Annotated in this window: 22 protein-coding genes and 1 riboswitch; of the genes, 7 read left to right on the top strand and 15 right to left on the bottom strand. The window is 73.1% G+C overall.

Going from position 1 to position 19,112, the window contains the following annotated elements; all coding sequences use genetic code 11:
* The first annotated feature begins 1 nt into the window (after position 1).
* The gene (locus O7598_RS06195) at positions 2-172 is read left to right on the top strand and encodes a hypothetical protein (RefSeq protein ID WP_269690400.1); all 171 of its coding nucleotides are present in this window, start codon (positions 2-4) and stop codon (positions 170-172) included.
* Between the two features lie 57 nt (positions 173-229).
* Here O7598_RS06195 and O7598_RS06190 read toward each other — a convergent pair whose 3' ends face one another.
* From O7598_RS06190 to O7598_RS06175, 4 genes are all read right to left on the bottom strand, one after another.
* Positions 230-2,179, bottom strand: coding sequence for an acyl-CoA dehydrogenase family protein (locus tag O7598_RS06190; protein WP_269690399.1), 1,950 nt, complete (start codon positions 2,177-2,179; stop codon positions 230-232).
* Positions 2,180-2,279: 100 nt separating this feature from the next.
* Positions 2,280-2,783, bottom strand: coding sequence for a DUF6328 family protein (locus O7598_RS06185; protein WP_269690398.1), 504 nt, complete (start codon positions 2,781-2,783; stop codon positions 2,280-2,282).
* Between the two features lie 91 nt (positions 2,784-2,874).
* Entirely contained in the window at positions 2,875-3,624 is a 750-nt protein-coding gene (locus tag O7598_RS06180) for an SIS domain-containing protein (protein WP_269690397.1), read from the bottom strand.
* Entirely contained in the window at positions 3,621-4,457 is an 837-nt protein-coding gene (locus O7598_RS06175; protein WP_269690396.1) for an alpha/beta fold hydrolase, read from the bottom strand. The genes O7598_RS06180 and O7598_RS06175 overlap by 4 nt, the downstream gene beginning before the upstream one ends.
* A 78-nt stretch (positions 4,458-4,535) precedes the next feature.
* Positions 4,536-4,642, top strand: a riboswitch (TPP riboswitch).
* Positions 4,643-4,718: 76 nt separating this feature from the next.
* On the opposite strand from O7598_RS06175, the gene O7598_RS06170 reads away from it, so the two are divergent.
* The 3 genes from O7598_RS06170 (at position 4,719) to O7598_RS06160 (ending at position 7,639) form a co-directional block, all read left to right on the top strand.
* The gene (locus O7598_RS06170) at positions 4,719-5,309 is read left to right on the top strand and encodes an ECF transporter S component (protein ID WP_269690395.1); all 591 of its coding nucleotides are present in this window, start codon (positions 4,719-4,721) and stop codon (positions 5,307-5,309) included.
* A 93-nt stretch (positions 5,310-5,402) separates the two neighbouring features.
* Entirely contained in the window at positions 5,403-6,842 is a 1,440-nt protein-coding gene (locus tag O7598_RS06165) for an ABC transporter ATP-binding protein (RefSeq protein WP_269690394.1), read from the top strand.
* The gene (locus O7598_RS06160) at positions 6,839-7,639 is read left to right on the top strand and encodes an energy-coupling factor transporter transmembrane component T family protein (protein ID WP_269690393.1); all 801 of its coding nucleotides are present in this window, start codon (positions 6,839-6,841) and stop codon (positions 7,637-7,639) included. The genes O7598_RS06165 and O7598_RS06160 overlap by 4 nt, the downstream gene beginning before the upstream one ends.
* Before the next feature lie 146 nt (positions 7,640-7,785).
* On the opposite strand, the gene O7598_RS06155 is transcribed toward O7598_RS06160, so the two are convergent.
* Positions 7,786-8,346 carry a hypothetical protein gene (locus O7598_RS06155; protein WP_269690392.1) on the bottom strand — a complete coding sequence of 187 codons (561 nt, stop codon included), beginning with the start codon at positions 8,344-8,346 and terminating at the stop codon, positions 7,786-7,788.
* Between the two features lie 247 nt (positions 8,347-8,593).
* Between O7598_RS06155 and O7598_RS06150 the strand changes: the two genes are divergently transcribed.
* A complete protein-coding gene (locus tag O7598_RS06150) occupies positions 8,594-8,890 on the top strand; it encodes an MTH1187 family thiamine-binding protein (protein ID WP_269690391.1) in 297 nt (98 codons plus the stop codon).
* Between the two features lie 106 nt (positions 8,891-8,996).
* Positions 8,997-10,439: an NADP-dependent phosphogluconate dehydrogenase gene (gene gndA / locus O7598_RS06145; protein ID WP_269690390.1), complete on the top strand. Its 1,443-nt coding sequence runs from the start codon at positions 8,997-8,999 to the stop codon at positions 10,437-10,439.
* Positions 10,440-10,442: 3 nt separating this feature from the next.
* Here gndA and O7598_RS06140 read toward each other — a convergent pair whose 3' ends face one another.
* The 4 genes from O7598_RS06140 to recO all read right to left on the bottom strand — a co-directional run bounded on the left by O7598_RS06140 (position 10,443) and on the right by recO (position 12,712).
* Positions 10,443-10,664, bottom strand: coding sequence for a thioredoxin reductase (locus O7598_RS06140; RefSeq protein WP_269690389.1), 222 nt, complete (start codon positions 10,662-10,664; stop codon positions 10,443-10,445).
* Between the two features lie 113 nt (positions 10,665-10,777).
* Positions 10,778-10,963: a hypothetical protein gene (locus O7598_RS06135; protein ID WP_089158089.1), complete on the bottom strand. Its 186-nt coding sequence runs from the start codon at positions 10,961-10,963 to the stop codon at positions 10,778-10,780.
* A gap of 67 nt (positions 10,964-11,030) precedes the next feature.
* The gene (locus tag O7598_RS06130) at positions 11,031-11,843 is read right to left on the bottom strand and encodes an isoprenyl transferase (protein ID WP_091071313.1); all 813 of its coding nucleotides are present in this window, start codon (positions 11,841-11,843) and stop codon (positions 11,031-11,033) included.
* A complete protein-coding gene (gene recO / locus O7598_RS06125; protein WP_269690388.1) occupies positions 11,840-12,712 on the bottom strand; it encodes a DNA repair protein RecO in 873 nt (290 codons plus the stop codon). Before recO ends, O7598_RS06130 begins: the two co-directional genes overlap by 4 nt.
* A 102-nt stretch (positions 12,713-12,814) precedes the next feature.
* Here recO and O7598_RS06120 point away from each other — a divergent pair, with 102 nt between their 5' ends.
* Positions 12,815-13,603, top strand: a complete 789-nt coding sequence (locus O7598_RS06120) for a DUF4097 family beta strand repeat-containing protein (protein ID WP_269690387.1) — start codon at positions 12,815-12,817, stop codon at positions 13,601-13,603.
* On the opposite strand, the gene O7598_RS06115 is transcribed toward O7598_RS06120, so the two are convergent.
* The 6 genes from O7598_RS06115 to O7598_RS06090 all read right to left on the bottom strand — a co-directional run bounded on the left by O7598_RS06115 (position 13,590) and on the right by O7598_RS06090 (position 19,093).
* Complete coding sequence (locus O7598_RS06115) at positions 13,590-14,777, bottom strand: acyltransferase family protein (RefSeq protein ID WP_269690386.1); 1,188 nt, start codon at positions 14,775-14,777, stop codon at positions 13,590-13,592. The genes O7598_RS06120 and O7598_RS06115 overlap by 14 nt on opposite strands.
* A 120-nt stretch (positions 14,778-14,897) precedes the next feature.
* Entirely contained in the window at positions 14,898-15,794 is an 897-nt protein-coding gene (era, locus tag O7598_RS06110) for a GTPase Era (protein WP_269690385.1), read from the bottom strand.
* Positions 15,791-16,177, bottom strand: a complete 387-nt coding sequence (locus O7598_RS06105; protein ID WP_091071324.1) for a cytidine deaminase — start codon at positions 16,175-16,177, stop codon at positions 15,791-15,793. Before O7598_RS06105 ends, era begins: the two co-directional genes overlap by 4 nt.
* Positions 16,170-17,567, bottom strand: coding sequence for a hemolysin family protein (locus O7598_RS06100; protein ID WP_269694767.1), 1,398 nt, complete (start codon positions 17,565-17,567; stop codon positions 16,170-16,172). Before O7598_RS06100 ends, O7598_RS06105 begins: the two co-directional genes overlap by 8 nt.
* A complete protein-coding gene (gene ybeY, locus O7598_RS06095) occupies positions 17,543-18,016 on the bottom strand; it encodes an rRNA maturation RNase YbeY (protein WP_091071329.1) in 474 nt (157 codons plus the stop codon). The genes O7598_RS06100 and ybeY overlap by 25 nt, the downstream gene beginning before the upstream one ends.
* Positions 18,017-18,034: 18 nt before the next feature.
* Positions 18,035-19,093: a PhoH family protein gene (locus O7598_RS06090; protein ID WP_269690384.1), complete on the bottom strand. Its 1,059-nt coding sequence runs from the start codon at positions 19,091-19,093 to the stop codon at positions 18,035-18,037.
* Positions 19,094-19,112: the final 19 nt, after the last annotated feature.

Below are 19,112 nucleotides of genomic sequence, written 5' to 3'. Positions count from 1 at the left end.
GGTGCTGTACTTCCTGATCGTCGTCGCCGTGCTGCTGCTGGTCTACGCGGGCGTGCTGGTGAGCTTCGTCCGCAAGGGCCGCAAGATCCCGCCGTCGGCGTACCTCGTGCTGGCCGCCCTCAACGGCCTGATCCTCGCCGGCGTGATCGCCTGGGCGGTCGCCCGCGGATGAGCGGTGTCAAAAGGGGCCTCCGCCTGTACCGAAAGCGTTAAGAAGGGGCCCCTCCTTTCAGATCCGGCGGCGGACGTCCTCGGCGGTGGACGGGCCGGGTTGCCAGCGGGCCACCCAGGGCAGGTCGGCGGGCGGGGTGACCACGCCGGCCTCCACCGAGGCGTACCGGCCGGCGACGATCCGCTTCGCGGCGGCCACGTCGACCGAGTCGGTGTTCGACCAGAGGCCGGTGAACAGCTCGTCGACGCGCAGCCGCGCCTGACGGCAGAACAGGTCGGCCAGCTCCACGTTCTCCGGGTGCTCGGATCGCTCGGCGTAGGCCCGGACGCAGACCGCGGACATCGCGAACAGCTCCGCGCCGATGTCCACCACCCGGCCGAGGAACGCCTGCTTGCGCTCCATCTTCCCCTGCCAGCGGGACATCGCGTAGAAGGTCGAGCGGGCCAGCTTCCGCGAGGTCCGCTCGACGTGCCGCAGGTGCCCGGCCAGCGGCCCGAACTCCTGGTAGGCCCCGGGTGTCTGCCCCTTGCCGACGGCAAGCGTGGGCAGCCACCTCGCGTAGAAGGCGCCCGCCCTCGCGCCCGCTCTCGCCTTGCGGCCCAGCCCGGCGTCCGGGTCGATGATGTCGCCGGCCACCGACAGGTGCGCGTCGACGGCCTCCCGGGCGATCAGCAGGTGCATGATCTCGGTGGAGCCCTCGAAGATCCGGTTGATCCGCAGATCGCGCAGCAGTTGTTCGACCGCGGCCGGGCGCTCGCCCCGGGCTTCGAGCGACTCGGCCGTCTCGTAGCCGCGCCCGCCCCGGATCTGGATCAGCTCGTCGGCGATCCGCCAGGCCATCTCGCTGGCGTAGAGCTTCACCAGCGCCGCCTCGATCCGGATGTCGTTGCGGTCGTCGTCGGCGAGCAGGCAGGACAGGTCCAGCATGGACTCCATGCCGTAGGTGGTGGCCGCGATGAACGACAACTTCTTCGCCACCGCTTCGTGCTCGCCGACCGGCCGGCCCCACTGCACCCGGTCGCCGGCCCACTCGCGGGCCACGTTGAGCGCCCACTTGCCGGCGCCCACGCACATCGCCGGCAGCGACAGCCGGCCGGTGTTCAGCGTGGTCAGCGCGATCTTCAGGCCCTTGCCCTCGCCGCCGATCACGTTCTGGATCGGCACGAACACGTCGTGGAACCGGGTGAGACTGTTCTCCAGGCCACGCAGCCCGACGAAGGAGTTGCGCCGCTCCACCGTGATGCCGTCGCTGTCGCCCTCCACCACGAACGCGGTGATGCCGCCGCGCCGGCCCTCGGTCGCCGGCACCCGGGCCATCACCACCAGCAGGGTGGCCACCGTGCCGTTGGTGGCCCAGAGCTTCACACCGTTGAGGCGGTAGCCCGTGCCGTCGGCGGTCGGCTCGGCGGTGGTGGCCAGCCGGGCCGGGTCGGAGCCGACGTCCGGCTCGGTGAGCAGGAACGCGGACACCTCGCCGGCGGCCAGCCGGGGCAGGAAACTCTCCTTCTGCTCGGGCGTGCCGAACATCTTCAGCGGCTGCGGCACGCCGATCGACTGGTGCGCGGAGAGCAGCGCGCTGATCGCCGGGTTCACCGAGCCGACGAGCATCAGCGCCCGGCAGTAGTGCAGGTTGCTCAGCCCGAGACCGCCGTACCTCCGGTCGATCTTCATGCCGAACGCGCCGAGCCGGGCCAGCCCGCGGAACACCTCGTCCGGGATGTGCGCGTCGCGCTCGATCGCGGCGCCGTCCACCTCACTGCCCAGGTACGCCCCGAGAGCGCCGAGGAACTCCTCGGCGCGGGCCACGTCGGCCGGGTCGGATCGGGGCCAGGGGTCGATCAGGTCGAGCCGGAAGCGGCCGAGGAACAGCTCCTTGCCGAAGCTGGGCCGGTCCCAGGCGGACTCGCGGGCCGCCTCGGCGACCTGGCGGGCCTCCTTCTCCGAGACCTGACCGGCCTCGGTGGGCAGCGGCCCCACCCCGTCGGCGTTGTTCTGTGTCGTGGTCACGGGAGCCTCCTGGATGGTCGGTCCGGATGCGACGAAAACGACGCTACCCCCGGGTGTTACCCAGGGGTAGCGTCGCGTGCACGTCCGATTTGGCGGACCGTCAGTCGCCGGTGAGCGTCTGCGGGTCGTCGTCATCGTCGTCGATGTCGTCGTCGCCCCAGTTGCGCCGGCTGAACGGCAGGACGGCCCAGAAGAGCAGGAACCAGACGCCGGTCAGCGCGCTGAGCAGGAACGCGATCGGCCGGTCCAGCACGAAGTCGCTGACCAGCAGCACCGAGCTGACCATCGCGATCAGCATGAAGAACAGGCCACCGGTGGCCATCCGGTGGGCGAAGCGGACCAGCTCCGGCTTGCGGCCCTGGCGGAACAGCGCCCGGTGGAACGCCACCGGCGAAATGATCATCGCGGCGGACGCGGCGGCGGTCAGCAGCGCCAGGATGTAGACGTCACGCTGGAACTCGGTGGTCCGGGTGAACCCGTTGCTGAACGGCAGCGTCAGCAAGAACGCGAAGAGGATCTGCACGCCGGTCTGCGCGACGCGCAGCTCCTGGAGCAGGTCGGCGAAGTTGCGCTGCCAACGCTGCTTCTCGGATTCCTTGGACACTCGTGAACCTCCGGTGAAGACGGCACGGCCGGCGGGTGAACGCCCGCCGGCAGCAGCGCCTTTGCCCGCTACAGATGATCACGAAACCCGCTCAGGATCCGCGCCGGATCCGGCCCGCGTACCGCGCCTCCAGTTCGGCGTTGTGCTCGTCCCCACCGGTGATGTTGGCGGACAGGTAGACCGGTGGCCGGTCCCCCGCCGCGACCAGCCGGGCCACCACCTCGACGGTGATCTGCTGGGCCAGCAACGCGGCGGTGATCGAGGAGACCGCGCCCACCGCGCCGCCACCGGGCAGCGGCAGCGTGGCGTCGCCGTACGGGGCACCGTTGTCCAGCACCACGTCGGCGAAGTCGGCGAGCTTACGACCGGACGGGTGCCGCGAGGTCATCTGCTCCGAGTGCCGCGCCGAGGTGATCGCCACCAGGGGATGCCCGCGATCCTTGACCACTGATGCGAACTCCACCATCGCCCCGTTCACCCCCGAGTTGGAGGCGAGCACGAACACGTCCTGCGGCCGGGTCGGGGCCAGCTCGTAGAGGCGGTGCGCCACCGCCGGCTCGCGTTCCAGCTTCGGGCCGAGCACGTCGGCCGGCTCGCCGCCGATCAGGACCAGGTCGCGCAGCGCGATCCGGTTGGTCGGCACCAGCCCACCGGCCCGGCCGGCGATCTCCATGGCGAGCGCCTCGGAGTGCCCGGTCCCGAACGCGTGCACCACCCCGTCGGCGCGGACCGACGCGGCGATCAGGTCGGCCGCCGCGGCCACGTTCTCCCGCTGCGCGGCGGCGACCCGCCGCATCGTCGACGTCACCGTTTCCAGGTACGCCTCGGCACTCACCGTCATGCTTCCGCCGTCCCCGAGGTCCGGGCGAGGATCGCCTCGGCCAGCGGGCCGGGGGCCTCGTCGGGGATCCAGTGGCTGACACCGGGCAGCACCACGAAGCGGTAGTCGCCGGTGACGTGCGCCGCGCAGGCCTCGGCGGCGGTCCGGCCGATCGCCACGTCCTTGTCGCTCCAGACGTACGTGGTCGGCACCGCCACCGGCCCGACCGCCTTCATGTCCGACCCGCTCATCGCGCGGTACCAGTTGAGCGCGGCGGTGAGCGCGCCCGGCTCCCGCATCGGCTCGGCGTAGCGGTCGACCGTGGCCTCGTCGCCGACGCCGCGCAGCAGCCGGCGCAGCGCGGCCCCGCGCAGCGCCAGCAGCACCTTCTCGGCCTTGCCCGGCATCCGGAACAGCGCCATGTAGGCCGACTTCGCCTTCTGCCGCGCGTCGGTGGCGAGCGCGTGCCCCATCGCGGCCGGGTGCGGCACCGACACCGCGGTCAGCGACCGCACCCGCTGCGGATGCGCCGCCGCCAGGCCCCAGGCCACGATCGCGCCCCAGTCGTGGCCGACCAGGTGGGCGGTGGTCACCCCGAGCGCGTCCAGCACGGCGGCCGCGTCGGCCACCAGCTCCGGGATCCGGTACGCCTCGACCGCGTCCGGCCGCGCGCCGGGCGAGTAGCCACGCTGGTCGAGCGCGTACGTGCGCAGCCCGGCGGCGTGCAGCGCGGGCGTCACCGCGTCCCACTCGCCGGCGTGCTGCGGGAAGCCGTGCAGCAGCAGGACGGGCTCGCCGTCCTCGGGGCCGCCGGTGTGTACGTCGAACGTCAGACCCCGCGCCTCGATCCGCATGATCGCCACCGTAGCCGACAGTCGCCCTGCTGGGCCCGGGGCCGCCGTCGGTGCTAGCGTCTGCCGTTGAGACAACTTCACATCCGACAGGGGAGCGCACAGCGCTGAGAGTGCGGGCCGGTGCCCGCAGACCCTCGAACCTGATCTGGGTAATGCCAGCGCAGGGAGTTCGGTCGACCTCCAGCCGCGCCGCAGTCCGGGCGTTTTCCGGGTGCGGCGTGCGTCTTCTCCTGGTTCCGCACCACGAACTGGGAGTCCGTCATGAACCACACCGACAGCAACCGCTGGCGTACCGTCGACATCGTCGTCGCCTCGGTCATCGCCGTCACCTTCGGCGTCGTCTTCTGGGCCTGGGGCCTGCTCTGGAGCGCCACCGACGCGGCGTTCGCGTTCTTTCCGCCGGCGCAGGCCGTGCTCTACGGCGTCTGGCTGATCCCGGCGGTGCTCGCCGGCCTGATCATCCGCAAGCCGGGCGCCGCGCTCTACTGCGAGACGGTGGCCGCGATCGTCTCCGCGCTGCTGGGCAGCCAGTGGGCCGGCATCGTGATCCTCCAGGGCCTGATGCAGGGCATCGGCGCCGAGCTGGCGTTCGCCGCGTTCCGCTACCGCTCGTTCAAGCTGCCGGTGGCGGTGCTGGCCGGCGCGCTGACCGGCCTCGGCGCGGCGATCTTCGACTTCGTCTACTGGAACAAGGCCTACGAGCTGACCTCCTACCGCATCCCCTACGCGCTGATCACCATCGTCAGCGCCACGATCGTCGCCGGCTTCGGCGCGTGGGTGCTCACCCGGGCGCTGGCCAACACCGGCGTCCTGGACCGCTTCCCCGCCGGCCGGGACCGGGCCCTGGTCTGACCGGTTCTCGCTGTCGATCATGAAGTTGACGGTGAATTCGGCGCGTTGTGGTGCCGCCAACTTCATGATCGACGAGGCAGAGGGGGTGGGGCCGTGAGCGGGGCGGTTCTTCGCGGGTTCGGGTGGCGGCACGGGGGGCGCCGGGCGTGGGCGGTGCGCGGGGTCGACCTGCGCGTCGAGAGCGGGGAGCGGGTCCTCCTGCTCGGGGCGTCGGGGGCGGGCAAGAGCACGCTGCTGGCGGCGCTGGCCGGGCTGCTGCCCGACGACTCCGGCGAGCAGGAGGGCACCGTCGAGATCGACGGGCTCGACCCGCGCAAGGCCCGCGAACGCGTCGGCGTGCTCTTCCAGGACCCGGAGACCCAACTCGTGATGGCCCGCTCCGGCGACGACGTCGCGTTCGGGCTGGAGAACCGGGGCGTGCCGGCCGAGGAGATCTGGCCCCGGGTGGACGAGGCGCTGCGCCGGGTCGGCTTCCCCTATCACCGGGACCGCCCGACCGCCGCGCTCAGCGGCGGCGAGCAGCAGCGGCTCGCCCTCGCCGGGGCGCTCGCGCTGCGGCCGGGGCTGCTGCTGCTCGACGAACCCACCGCCAACCTCGACCCGGCCGGCGCCACGCTGATCCGCCGCGCGGTCACCGCCGCGCTCGACCCGGACACCACGCTGATCCTGGTCGAGCACCGGGTCGCCGAGGCGTTGCCGCTGGTCGACCGGGTGGTGGTGCTGGAGCCCGGCGGCGGGGTGCGGGCCGACGGCCCACCCGAGGCGGTCTTCGCCGCCCACGGCGAGGCGCTGGCCGCCGCCGGGGTCTGGGTGCCCGGGCACACCGTGCCGCCGAGGCACGCCGGCACGCCGGCCGGCGACGTGCTGCTCACCGCCGACCGGCTCGGCCTGCCAACCCGGCTGGCCCCCACCGACCTTCGGGTACGCGCCGGCGAGGCGCTCGCCGTGCTCGGCCCGAACGGCGCCGGCAAGTCCACGCTGGCGCTGCTCCTGGGCGGCCTGACGCGCCCCGGCACCGGCACGGTCACCGCCTCCGCCGACCTGGCCGGCCGGGACGCGCGTACTCCCCCGCACCGATGGCGCGCGCCCGCGCTGGCCGGACGGATCGGTTCGGTCTTCCAGGACCCGGAGCACCAGTTCGTCACCGGCACGGTCCGCGACGAGCTGGCGCTCGGGCCGCGCCGGACCGGCCGGTCCGAGGCGGAGGTCACCGCCACCGTCGCCGCGCTGCTGGAGCGGCTGCGGCTGGACCGGCTCGCCGGCGCCAACCCGTACACCCTCTCCGGTGGCGAGGCGCGGCGGCTGAGCGTGGCGACCGCCCTGGCCACCGCGCCCCGCCTGCTGATCTGCGACGAGCCCACGTTCGGCCAGGACCGGCGCACCTGGCTGGAGCTGGTCGACCTGCTGGCCGAGCTGCGCGGCGCCGGCCACGGCGTGGTCACGGTGACCCACGACGCCGACTTCGTGGCCGCGCTCGCCGACCGGACGCTCACCCTGGACCGCCCCGCCGACCCGGGCGGGGTGGACCCGTGATCGACCTGGAACCGGTGGCCACGCCCGGTGCCCCGCTGGCGCGACGCAACCCGGTGGCGAAGCTGGCCGCCGCGATGGTCTTCACCATCGTGCTGGTGGCGACGCTGGACCCGGTCGCGCCGGCCATCGCCATCGCGGTCGAGCTGGCCGTGCTACCGCTGTTCGGCGTCCGCTACCGGGTGCTGGCCCGGCGGGCCTGGCCGCTGCTGGCCGCCGCCGGCGGCATCCTGGTCACGCTGGTGCTCTTCGCCGCCGACCGGTCCGGCCGGGTGCTCGTCGAGGCCGGCCCGGTGGTGGTCACCGAGGGCGTGCTGGTCACCGCGCTCGGGCTGGTGCTGCGGATGCTCGCGGTGGCGCTGCCCGGCGTCATCGTGTTCGCCACCACCGACCCGACCGACCTGGCCGACGCGCTGATCCAGAACGCGAAGGCACCGGCCCGGTTCGCCATCGGCGCGCTGGCCGCGTTCCGGCTGGTGCCGCTCCTCGAACAGGAGTGGCGGATGATCAGCATGGCCCGGCGGGCCCGGGGCGTGGACGCCGGCCGCAACCCGGTGGCCAAGCTGCGGCTCTTCGCGTCCACCGCGTTCACCCTGCTGGTCGGCGCGATCCGGCGCGGCACCCGGCTGGCGGTGGCGATGGACGCCCGCGGCTTCGATGCGGGCACCCCGCGTACGGTCGCCCGCCGGCAGCGGTTCACCCGAGCCGACGCGCTGCTCGTGATCGCCGCCGCCCTGCTGGCCGCCGCCGCCCTGACCACGAGCATCCTCCTGGGCACCTTCCGCCCCCTGATCGGCTGACCCACCCACCCCCTCTCGTCGATCATGAAGTTACCGGCACCCGTTGTCCGTTCCGACGCCGCCAACTTCATGATCAACGAGGTGGGTGAAGATCTTGGAAGGAAAGTGCCCCCATGGGGGCCGGAGACTTCCAAGATCTGCGGCGGTCAGCTGCGCCGGAAGGCGTAGAACCGGGTCTGACCGGCGGGCTGGCTGCGCCCCTTGAGCCTGCCCCCGCGGCTTCCGGGCGGCCCGGACTTCGGCGGCGCCGGACGGGTCGACGCGGGCTCGACCGAGATCGCGTCGGGCAGTGCCTCATCGGGCAGCACCGGCTCGGCCAACGCGCCGCCCGGCAACTCACCGGACGGAACCGGGCCGGGCCCGGGCACCGCGCCACCCGGCGACGCCACACCGGACAACGCCGGGCCAGGCACCGCACCACCCGGCGGCGCCACACCGGACAACGCCGGACCAGGCACCGCACCACCCGGCGACGCCACACCGGACAACGCCGGGCCGGGCACCGCACCACCCGGCGACGCCGCACCGGACAACGTGCTGCTCGGCGACGCCGCGCCGGGCAGGACCGGAGCGGGCGACGCGACATCCGGGAGCAGCGCCGCCGGGGTGGGCGGCGCCACGCCGAGCGCGTCGAGATCCGGCGGGGCGGGCTGCCGCCGGGGCGGCGACGGCTTGCGGGACTTCCTCGGGTTGCGCTTCGCGGGCATCCGCGGGCCTCCTGTCTGTCGGGCGCGCCGACCGGCGACGCGCCGAGCGGGTGCCCCGGTGCGATCCGACCACGACAGACACCGTCGACGACGGCGGCGGGAAGAGGATGCGGACGCCCGGAGCGGGACGGGTCCACGGCATCTGCGGCGGTGGACCGGGCTCGGAGGAAGGCGTCACTTACGCATGCCGACACGCTAGCCCGACGCGGACCGCTGCCGCACCCGAATTACTGGCACCATCGTCGGCATGCTGATCGCGTTCTCGATCACCCCGCTCGGCGTGGGTGAGTCCGTGGGTGACCTGGTCGCCGACGCCGTCCGGGTGGTCCGCGAGTCCGGCCTGCCGAACCGGACCGACGCCATGTTCACCACCGTCGAGGGCGAGTGGGACGAGGTGATGGCGGTGGTGAAACGGGCCGTCGACACCGTCGCGGCCCAGGCGCCCCGGGTCAGCGTGGTGCTCAAGGCCGATCTGCGCCCCGGGGTGACCGACGCGTTGACCGCGAAGGTGGCGCACGTCGAGGCGCGGCTCGCCGAGGGGTGAGACACGGCGCCACCGCCTCCTCACCCAGGGTCGAGGTGTGGTCCGCTCATGCCGCGACCGCGATACGGTCGCAGGACTGCAACGAGGACGAGAGGTGGCGGTACGCATGGCAGAACAGGCGACGGCGCAGATCGGGGTCACCGGTCTGGCGGTGATGGGTCGCAACCTGGCCCGGAACCTGGCCCGCAACGGCTTCTCCGTGGCGGTGCACAACCGAACGCCTGCCCGCACCCGCAGCCTGGTCGCCGAACACGGCGACGAGGGCACCTTCGTGCCGTCCGAGTCGCTGGCCGACTTCGTCGGCTCGCTGGAGCGGCCGCGCGCGGTGATCGTGATGGTCAAGGCCGGCGCGCCCACCGACGCCGTGATCGACGAGCTGATCCCGCTGCTGGAGGAGGGGGACATCGTCGTCGACTGCGGCAACGCGCACTTCGCCGACACCCGCCGCCGGGAGGAGGCGCTGCGCGCGCACGGGCTGCACTTCGTCGGCACCGGCGTCTCCGGCGGCGAGGAGGGCGCGCTGCGCGGCCCGAGCATCATGCCGGGCGGCTCGGCGGAGTCCTACCAGAAGCTCGGGCCGATCTTCGAGAAGATCGCCGCGCAGGTCGAGGGCGAGTCGTGCTGCCGGCACGTCGGGCCGGACGGCGCGGGTCACTTCGTGAAGATGGTGCACAACGGCATCGAGTACGCCGACATGCAGCTCATCGCCGAGGCGTACGACCTGTTGCGGGCCGGCCTGTCCGCGACCCCGGCGGAGATCGCGGAGATCTTCCGGGAGTGGAACGGCGGCGAGCTGGAGTCGTTCCTCATCGAGATCACCGCCGACGTGCTCGGCCACACCGACGCGGCGACCGGCAAGGCGTTCGTGGACGTGGTCCTCGACCAGGCCGAGCAGAAGGGCACCGGCCGCTGGACCGTGCAGAGCGCGCTGGACCTGGGCATCCCGATCACCGGCATCGCCGAGGCCACGTTCGCCCGGTCGCTGTCCGGGCACGCCGACCAGCGCGAGGCGGCCCGCCGGGTGTTCCCCGACGCCGGCGAGAAGTGGCAGGTGGACGACCGGGACACGTTCGTCGAGGACGTGCGCCGCGCGCTGCTGGCCAGCAAGATCGTCGCGTACGCGCAGGGCTTCGACCACATCCGCGCCGGCAGCCGGGAGTACGACTGGAACATCGACCTGGGTGGCACGGCCACCATCTGGCGGGGCGGCTGCATCATCCGGGCCCGCTTCCTGGACCGGATCAAGGAGGCGTACGACGGCGAGCCGGACCTGTCGACGCTGCTGGTGGCGCCCTGGTTCGCCGAGCGGGTCAGCGCCGGCGTGCCGGCCTGGCGGCGGGTGGTGGCCGACGCGGCCCGGGCGGGCGTGCCGGCCCCGGCCTTCGCGTCGTCGCTGGCCTACTTCGACGCGCTGCGCGCCGAGCGGCTGCCGGCCGCGCTGATCCAGGGGCTGCGGGACAACTTCGGGGCGCACACCTACCACCGGGTGGACCGGGCCGGCTCGTTCCACACGCTCTGGGCGGGCGACCGCTCCGAAGTGGAGGGCTGAGCCTCACCACGTGCGCTCCGGCGGGTCGGGGGCCCATCCGGCGGCCGGCTCGCCGGCGGCCAGCTCACCGATCTCGCCGGAGCGGACCACCGGGGTGTGGCCGAGTTCGGCACAGTGCCGCTCGGCCACCCCGGCGCACAGCTCGGCCACCGCCTCCCGACGGGTCGGCTCCACCAGGTCGGCGGCGGCCAGGGCGGCCGTCATCTCGTACCGGAGATCGCGCATCCTCCACCCCCGTGGCGGCGCGTCCCGGCGGCGCGCCCTGCGCCGATGGTAAAGCGGAACGCCCCGCGGATGCGGGGCGTTCCGTGGATGGCCGGTCGACGCCGGCCGGCAGGTCAGAAGAACCGACGCCGCTTGGCCTTCTGCGGCCGCAGCAGGTCCGCGCCCTTGGTCAGCAGGCGGCTCACCCCGGTCGGCCCGCGACGGGCCTCCAGCGAGTGGCTGAGCCGGCGCGCGCCGGCCGCCGCCAGCGGCACGGCGACCGCCATGACCGCCCACTGCCCGATCCGCTTCTGAATCATGTGGTTCACCTCCGCGTGTGCTGTTGTCCCTACCGGTACCCCGCGCGCCACGTCGGTAAGCGTGAGCTCAGACTCCCGGGGCCACCGGGTTGGGCAGCGCGCCGCCGAAGCGGCGGTCCCGCTGGGCGTACAGCTCGCAGGCGTACCAGAGGTGGCGGCGGTCGAAGTCGGGCCAGAGCGTGTCCAGGTAGACCAGTTCCGCGTACGCGGTCTGCCAGAGCAGGAAGTTGGAGATGCGCTGCTCGCCGGAGGGACGCAGGAACAGGTCGACCTCGGGCACCTCGGGGTGGTAGAGGTAGCGCGCCACCGTCTTCTCGGTGACCTTGTCCGGGTGCAGCCTGCCGGCGGCGACGTCCCGGGCGATCGCCGCCGCGGCGTCGGCGATCTCCGCCTGGCCGCCGTAGTTGACGCAGAACTGCAGCGTCAACGTCGAGTTGTCACGGGACATCTCCTCGGCGGTCTGCAGCTCGGAGATGACGCTCTTCCACAGCCGCCCGGCCCGACCCGACCAGACCACCCGCACGCCCAGGTCGACGAGCTGGTCGCGGCGGCGGCGGATGACGTCGCGGTTGAAGCCCATCAGGAAACGGACCTCGTCCGGCGAGCGCCGCCAGTTCTCGGTGGAGAACGCATACGCCGACAGGTAGGGCACGCCCAGCTCGATCGCGCCCTCGACGGCGTCGAAGAGGCTGTGTTCGCCCTGCTCGTGCCCCTTGGTGCGGGGCAGCCCGCGCTCCTTGGCCCAGCGGCCGTTGCCGTCCATCACGATCGCGATGTGCCGGGGCAGCGCGGCGGCCGGCAGCGCCGGCGGCCGGGCGCCGGACGGGTGCGGGGTCGGCGGCGACGGCTCGCGACGGGTCGTCCTCGTCGATCGGATCACTCGGTCATCTCCCTGTTGACACCAGCGGCGGCCTGCCCACCGGCGCGCGGCGGGAACACACCCGGCGCCGCGCCGCCGGGCGGCGGGACCGCGCCGGACGCCGGGACACCCCGGTCGACCAGCGGCAGCGAGCGTAGCGCGCGCTCCAGATGCCACTGGAGGTGCGCCGCGACCAGGCCGCTGCACTCCCGGCGTACGGCGGTGTCGGCGGCGTCGGCGTACCCCCAGTCGCCGGTGGTCAGCGCGGACATGAGCGTGAGCGTGGCCGGTGCCGGATGGGCCGCGCCGGGGGGCCGGCAGTCCGGGCAGACGGCGCCGCCGGCCGGCACCGAGAACGCGCGGTGCGCGCCCGGCTCGCCGCAGACCGCGCACGCGGTCAGCGCCGGCGCCCAGCCGGCGAACGACATGCCGCGCAACAGGTAGGCGTCGAGCACCAGGGTGGTGGCGTGGTCGCCGCGGGCCAGCGACTTCATCGCGCCGAGGGTGAGCTGGAACAGCCGCAGCGACGGCTCCCGCTCGACCGGGGTCAGTCGCTCGGCGGTCTCGGCGATCGCGCTGGCCGCCGTGTAGCGGGGGTAGTCGCCGAGGAACCGCTTGCCGTACAGCTCGATCGCCTCGACCTGGCTGACGGTGTGCAGGGAGCTGCCCTGGTTGCCCTTGGGGTCACCGGCGAGCTGGAGGTCGACGTGCCCGAACGGCTCCAGCCGGGCGCCGAACCTGCTGGTGGTGCGGCGGACGCCCCGGGCCACCGCGCGCAGCCGACCGTGCCGGCGGGTGAACAGGGTGATGATCCGGTCGGACTCGCCCAGCTTCTGCACGCGCAGCACCACCGCGTCGTCGCGGTAGAGCTGTCGGCGGTATCCGGCCATCGGTCCATTCTCTCTCGGGGTGCGATCTCAGGGTCGGATCGGGGTGGACCGGCGGCCCATCCCCGATGTGCCGGCCGCCTCGCCGGACCTAGGGTTCTGGCCATGGCTTCGCTCCGAACGGGTCGTGCGGTGATGGCCGCGACCGCCGCCGCCACGCTCATCGTGCTCGCCGGGTGTGACACCCTGTCGTTCCGCCGGCTCGACTACGACCAGACCGAACGCGCGAAGGTCACCCGGATCACCGTGGACGACGGGGGTTCGGGCGACGTGACGATCCGGGGCAACGGCCCCGCCGACCAGGTGAAGATCAAGCGCACGGTGCGTTACCAGGGCGGCGAGCCGGAGAGCCGCTACGAGCTCAAGGGCGACGAGTTGGTGCTGCCCACCGACTGCGGCCACCGGTGCAGCATCTCCTGGGAGGTGACCGCGCCGAAGGGCGTGGCGGTGCGCGGCGGCACCGGCTCCGGCAACGTCGACCTCACCGACGTCGGGGCCGTGGAGTTCACGCTCAGCTCCGGCGACCTCACCATCAGCGGGGCGACCGGTGAGGTGCGCGCCGACACCGCGTCGGGCAACATCCGGCTGGTCGAGGGGGGCGGACCGGTCCGGCTGCGGGCCAAGTCGGGCGACATCGAGGCCCGCCGGCTCGCCTCCGCGGTCGACGCGGAGGCGACCTCGGGCAACCTCACTGTCGAGCTGGACCAGCCGGCCCCGGCCCGGCTGCACGCCACCAGCGGCAACGTCGACCTGGTCGTGCCGGACGGCCGCTACCGGGTGCGGGCCGACGCCAGGTCGGGCGACACCGACGTGCAGGTGACGAACGACCCGGGCGCGTCCCTGCTGCTCGACGTCTCCGCCACCAGCGGCAACGTCACCGTCACGGGTCGCTGAGCGAGCCGCCGCTCCCCCGCCGGGCGCGCTCCGGCCCGGCGACCCGGTCGGCGGACCGCTCGGGGCTCCGGCGCGGCGCCGGCGCCCGGGCCCCGGCGCCGACCAGCCCGCCCGCCGCGCCGGCCGGGGCCGGGCTCGCCGGGGCGTCGGCCGCCCGATCGGCCGCGGACCGTCGTGGCTTGCCCGGCACCAGTTCGGGGGTACGCCGGGCCGCGACGTCCTCGACCCAGCCGACCAGCAACGTCACCACCCCGACCAGCGCGAAGACCAGACCCACCCGCAGCCACAGGCCGACCGGGTCGGTGGGCGACCAACCCACCAGGCCCACCAGCGGGGTGAGCGCCACCACGAACGGCATGTGCCACAGGTAGACGGTCAGCGCCCGCCGGTTCACCACGGTCACCGCCCGGCCGAGCACCGGGACGCGGTCGACCCAGGCCGCGCCGGTCGGCGCCCGACCGATCGCCACCAGGATGAACGCCGTCGCCCAGAGCGCGTTGCCGAGCGGGATGTCGTTGATGTCGTACCCCCGCGGGCCGGGGTGGGTGACGATCCAGGCCAGCCCGGCCGCGCCCACCACCGCGGCGAGCGGCAGCAGCACCCGGTTGCGCATCCGCCGCAGCAGCCCGTCGTGGTGGGCGAAACCGAGCAGCCAGGCGCCGAAGTAGAGACCGAACTCGCGCAGCACGGTCGGCGGGTTCGGCAGGATGCCGAACTCGATCGCGGCGAGCAGCGCGTACGGGGCGGCCAGCGTGGGCAGCGGCGCCCGGCGGAACAGCCAGAGCGCCAGCGGCGAGGCGAGCACGAACCACAGGTAGTCCCGCAGGTACCAGATCGGGCTGAGCGCCAGCCCACCCCAGTAGTTGGCCGGCGGGTCACTGATCGGGAAGAGCCAGAGCAGCACCTTCGGGCTGAACGTCAGCCCGGTGAGCAGCATCGCCGGCACGAAGACCGCAGCGAGCACCCAGAGCGAGGGCAGCAGCCGCCGCAGCCGGCGCCCGACCGCGGGCAGCCCGCTGCGATCCAGCGACGCGGCCATCAGCGACCCGGCCAACGCGAACATCACCGCCATCGCCGGGAACACCAGCGTGAGCGTGGCGTAGCCGGTGACGTGGTAGGTGACGACGCGCAGGATGGCCAGGAAGCGAAGCAGGTCGAGGTAGCGGTTTCGCATCAGCTCGCAGCAGGGTCCGGAGGCAGGGACAGTGGCTCCTACCCTGCTCCGGCAAGCTGTGAAACGTGTAAGGACGTCCGTTCGAGGTGAGATGTCCCATAGGCCTGGCCGAACGTGACCTCAGAAGCCGAGCTTGCGCAGCTGCTTCGGATCGCGTTGCCAGTCCTTCGCCACCCGCACGTGCAGATCCAGATAGACCCGGGTGCCGAGCAGCTCCTCGATCTGCCGGCGCGCCGTGCTCCCCACGTGCTTGAGCCGACTGCCCCGGTGACCGATCACGATCGCCTTCTGACTGGACCGCTCCACGTAGAGATCCGCGTAGATCTTCGTGAGGTTGCCCTCCGGGATCATCTCCTCCACCACCACCGCGATGGAGTGCGGCAACTCGTCCCGCACCCCCTCCAGCGCCGCCTCCCGGACCAGCTCGGCGACGAGCACCTGCTCCGGGTCGTCGGTGAGCATGTCGTCCGGGTAGAGCTGCGGCGACTCCGGCAGGTAGTCGGTCATCACGTCGACGAGCGTGTCGACCTGGTGCCCGGAGACCGCGCTCACCGGCACCACGGCCGCGAAGTCGGCCAGCTCACTCACCGCGAGCAACTGCTCGGCCAGTCGCTTCTTGTCCACCAGGTCGGTCTTGGTGACCACGGCGAGCACGGTGGCCTTGAGGCTGGACAGCTCGCCGGTGATGAACCGGTCGCCCCGGCCGACCGGCTCGTTCGCCGGGACGCAGAGCCCGATCACGTCGACCTCGCTCCAGGTCTCCCGGACCAGGTCGTTCAGGCGCTCGCCGAGCAGCGTGCGGGGACGGTGCAGACCCGGCGTGTCGACCAGCACGAGCTGCGACTCCGGCCGGTGCAGCACCGCCCGGATGATGTGCCGGGTGGTCTGCGGCTTGCTCGACGTGATCGCGATCTTGGTGCCGACGATCGCGTTGGTCAGCGTCGACTTGCCGGCGTTCGGTCGGCCGACGAAACAGGCGAAACCGGCCCGGTAGGGGCGCACCTCGGGCGGTGTCACTCGACCACCGTGCCGAGGACGGCGCCGTCCGGCGCGGCCACGTGGATCGGCGCGTCCGCGGAGAGGTCACGCACCGCGGCGTGCCCGGCCCCGTCGAGCGTCGACGCCTCCGTCACCACCACCGCCGCCTCCAGCCGGCTCGCGCCGGCAGCCACCGCCGAGGCGACCGCCAACTGGAGCGCGGTCAGGGTCAGCGACGGCAGCGCGACGCTCGCCGCCGCGTACGTCCGGCCGTCCTGGTCACGGACCGCCGCACCCTCCACGGCCCCCACCCGGCCCCGCGCGCCCCGGGCCAGGACGACGAGCTTGCCGTCCTCCGCGCTCAGCTCGGCCGGATCGGCGGGGGTGGGCAGTGCGGCCGGCACGGCGGCTGACTCAGGCATCGGCGGGTTGCCTCTCCTCGGAACGGTTGGGGTTGCCACGGGACTCGGCCGGCCCCACGCCCTCCGGCGCGGAACCCGGCCCGGCCCGGCTCACCAGGACGGTGTCGATCCGGTTGCGCCGGCCGGTGGTGCCCTCGGCGACCAGGCTCAGACCGGCCACCTCGGCGCCGGAGCCCGGGATGGGCACCCGGCCGAGCGCCTGGGCGAGCAGGCCGCCGACCGTCTCCACCTCGTCGGTGGGTAGCTCGGTGTCGAACAGCTCGCCCAGATTCTCCACCGGCAGCCGAGCGGTCACCCGCACGGCCCCGTCCGGCAGGTGCTCCACCGGTGGGCGTTCGACATCGTACTCGTCGGTGATCTCACCGACGATCTCCTCCAGGATGTCCTCGATGGTGACCAGGCCCCCGGTGCCGCCATACTCGTCGACCACGATGACCAGGTGGTTGCGGGCCGCCTGCATCTCGGAGAGCAGATCGTCCACCGGCTTGGACTCCGGCACGAACGTCGCGGGACGCATCAGCTCGGCCACCGGCATCTGCCGCGCCCCCCGGTCGCCCTGGGTGCGCCGGATCAGGTCCTTGAGGTAGAGCACCCCGAGCACGTCGTCGACGTTCTCACCGATCACCGGGATGCGGGAGAACCCGGAGCGCAGGAACAACGCCAGCGCCTGGGCCAGCGACTTGCGCTCCTCGATCCACACCATCTCGGTGCGCGGCACCATCACCTCCCGGGCGATGGTGTCGCCGAGCGCGAAGACCGAGTGGATCATCTGGCGCTCGCCGTGCTCCACCACACCGCGCTGCTCGGCCAGGTCAACCAGCTCACGCAGCTCCACCTGGGTGGCGAACGGCCCCTCGCGGAAACCCTTGCCCGGCGTGACCGCGTTGCCGATCAGGATCAGCAGCGACGCCAGCGGGTTGAGCGCCCGGCCCAGCCAGCGCACCAGCGGCGCGACCGCCCGGCCGACCGCGTACGCGTGCTGCCGGCCCAGCGTGCGCGGCGCGACACCGACCACCACGAAGCTCACCACCGTCATCGCCCCGGCGGTCACCAGCGCCGCCCGCCAGCCGGCGCCGAACGTGTCGACCGCCACCAGCGCGACGAGCGTGGTCGCGGTCAGCTCGGCCAGCAGGCGGAGCAGGAGCAGCAGGTTGAGATGGCGGACCACGTCACCGGCGACCGCCTGGAGGGCGCGCGCGCCCCGCGCCCCGTCCCGGGCCAACTCGGCGGCACGCGCCGGGGAGACCGCGGCCAGCGCCGCCTCGGTCATCGCGATCAGGCCGGCGAGCACCACCAGCCCGGCGCCGAAGAACAGGAGCTGGAGATCGGGCAGACCGGCCGGGGCACCGGCCGCGAGAGGAACCATCACCGCGACCGGGTCGACCGCCAGCTGGCCAGCAGCCGGGCCTGGAGACCGAACATCTCCCGCTCCTCCTCCGGCTCGGCGTGGTCGTAGCCGAGCAGGTGCAGCACGCCGTGCACGGTGAGCAGGTGCAACTCGTCGGCGGCGGAGTGCCCGGCGGTGGCCGCCTGCTTGGCCGCCACCTCCGGGCACAGCACGATGTCGCCGAGCAGGGCCGGCTCGCCGCCGGCCGGGGCGCTCTCCCCCGGCCCGTGGTCGACGCTGCCCTCGTCCATGGGGAAGGCGAGCACGTCGGTCGGGCCGTCCCCACCCATCCAGCGGTGGTTCAGCTCCGACATGTATTCGATGTCGACAAGCAGCACGGACAGCTCGGCGAGGGGGTTGACCCCCATCTCGTCGAGGGCGTGCCGGGCGACGGCGAGCACGGCGTCGGTGTCGACGTCGGCACCGGACTCGTTGGCGATCTCGATGGACAACTGTCTTCCTCTGGTGGGTTAGCGGCGCCGGCCGGCCCGGCCGCCCTGGGCGGTGCGCCCCGGCACGGCGTGCACGCTCTGCGCCTGCTGGTTCTCCCGCTCGGCGTCCCAGCGGGCGTACGCGTCGACGATCTCGCCCACCAGCTTGTGGCGAACCACGTCCGAGCTGGAGAGCTGGGCGAAGTGCACGTCCTCGACGTTGTTCAGGATCTCCCGGACCACCCGCAGGCCGCTGCTCGTCCCGCCGGGAAGGTCCACCTGGGTGATGTCGCCGGTGACCACGATCTTCGAGTTGAAGCCGAGCCGGGTGAGGAACATCTTCATCTGCTCGGGCGTGGTGTTCTGCGCCTCGTCCAGGATGATGAACGCGTCGTTCAACGAGCGGCCCCTCATGTATGCCAGCGGCGCGACCTCGATGGTGCCGGCGGCCATCAGCTTCGGGATGGACTCCGGGTCGAGCATGTCGTGCAGCGCGTCGTAGAGCGGGCGCAGGTAGGGGTCGATCTTCTCGTTCAGGGTGCCGGGCAGGAAGCCCAGCCGCTCGCCCGCCTCGACCGCCGGCCGGGTCAGGATGATTCGGTTGACCTGCTTGGCCTGGAGCGCCTGGACGGCCTTCGCCATCGCCAGGTAGGTCTTGCCGGTGCCGGCCGGACCGATGCCGAAGACGATGGTGTGCGAGTCGATCGCGTCGACGTAGCGCTTCTGCCCGAGCGTCTTGGGACGGATGGTGCGGCCGCGCCGGGAGAGGATGTTGAGCGTCAGGACCTCGGCGGGCCGCTCGGCGCTGCCCTGCTCGAGCATGCCGACGGTACGCCGGACGGCGTCTGTGGTCAGGGTCTCGCCTTTCTCGATCAACTCGAGGAGCTCACTGAAGAGGCGCTCGGCGAGGGCGTTGTCGGCGGGCGCACCGGTGATGGTGATCTCGTTGCCGCGCACGTGGACGTCGCTGGTGACCGAACGTTCGACGAGTCGCAGGATCTCGTCGCCCGCGCCGAGCAGGTTCACCATGATCTTCGGGTCGGAAACCGTGATCCTGGTCTGCGCCCGGGGCGGGCCGGGAGGTGGGGTGCCGGTCATAGGTCGGGCCGTGGGGCCC

Origin of the sequence: Micromonospora sp. WMMC241, from assembly GCF_027460165.1 — a bacterium.
Classification (GTDB): Bacteria; Actinomycetota; Actinomycetes; order Mycobacteriales; family Micromonosporaceae; genus Micromonospora; species Micromonospora humi.
This window is presented reverse-complemented; position numbering and strand designations above follow the sequence as displayed.

Bases quoted from the DNA above. Each gene is read 5' to 3' on its own strand.
- O7598_RS06180 (WP_269690397.1), bottom strand. From the start codon at position 3,624: ATGACGGTGAGTGCCGAGGCGTACCTGGAAACGGTGACGTCGACGATG.
- O7598_RS06175 (WP_269690396.1), bottom strand. From the start codon at position 4,457: ATGCGGATCGAGGCGCGGGGTCTGACGTTCGACGTACACACCGGCGGC.
- O7598_RS06170 (WP_269690395.1), top strand. From the start codon at position 4,719: ATGAACCACACCGACAGCAACCGCTGGCGTACCGTCGACATCGTCGTC.
- O7598_RS06155 (WP_269690392.1), bottom strand. From the start codon at position 8,346: ATGCCCGCGAAGCGCAACCCGAGGAAGTCCCGCAAGCCGTCGCCGCCC.
- O7598_RS06150 (WP_269690391.1), top strand. From the start codon at position 8,594: ATGCTGATCGCGTTCTCGATCACCCCGCTCGGCGTGGGTGAGTCCGTG.
- gndA (WP_269690390.1), top strand. From the start codon at position 8,997: ATGGCAGAACAGGCGACGGCGCAGATCGGGGTCACCGGTCTGGCGGTG.
- O7598_RS06140 (WP_269690389.1), bottom strand. From the start codon at position 10,664: ATGCGCGATCTCCGGTACGAGATGACGGCCGCCCTGGCCGCCGCCGAC.
- O7598_RS06135 (WP_089158089.1), bottom strand. From the start codon at position 10,963: ATGATTCAGAAGCGGATCGGGCAGTGGGCGGTCATGGCGGTCGCCGTG.
- recO (WP_269690388.1), bottom strand. From the start codon at position 12,712: ATGGCCGGATACCGCCGACAGCTCTACCGCGACGACGCGGTGGTGCTG.
- O7598_RS06120 (WP_269690387.1), top strand. From the start codon at position 12,815: ATGGCTTCGCTCCGAACGGGTCGTGCGGTGATGGCCGCGACCGCCGCC.
- O7598_RS06115 (WP_269690386.1), bottom strand. From the start codon at position 14,777: ATGCGAAACCGCTACCTCGACCTGCTTCGCTTCCTGGCCATCCTGCGC.
- O7598_RS06105 (WP_091071324.1), bottom strand. From the start codon at position 16,177: ATGCCTGAGTCAGCCGCCGTGCCGGCCGCACTGCCCACCCCCGCCGAT.
- O7598_RS06090 (WP_269690384.1), bottom strand. From the start codon at position 19,093: ATGACCGGCACCCCACCTCCCGGCCCGCCCCGGGCGCAGACCAGGATC.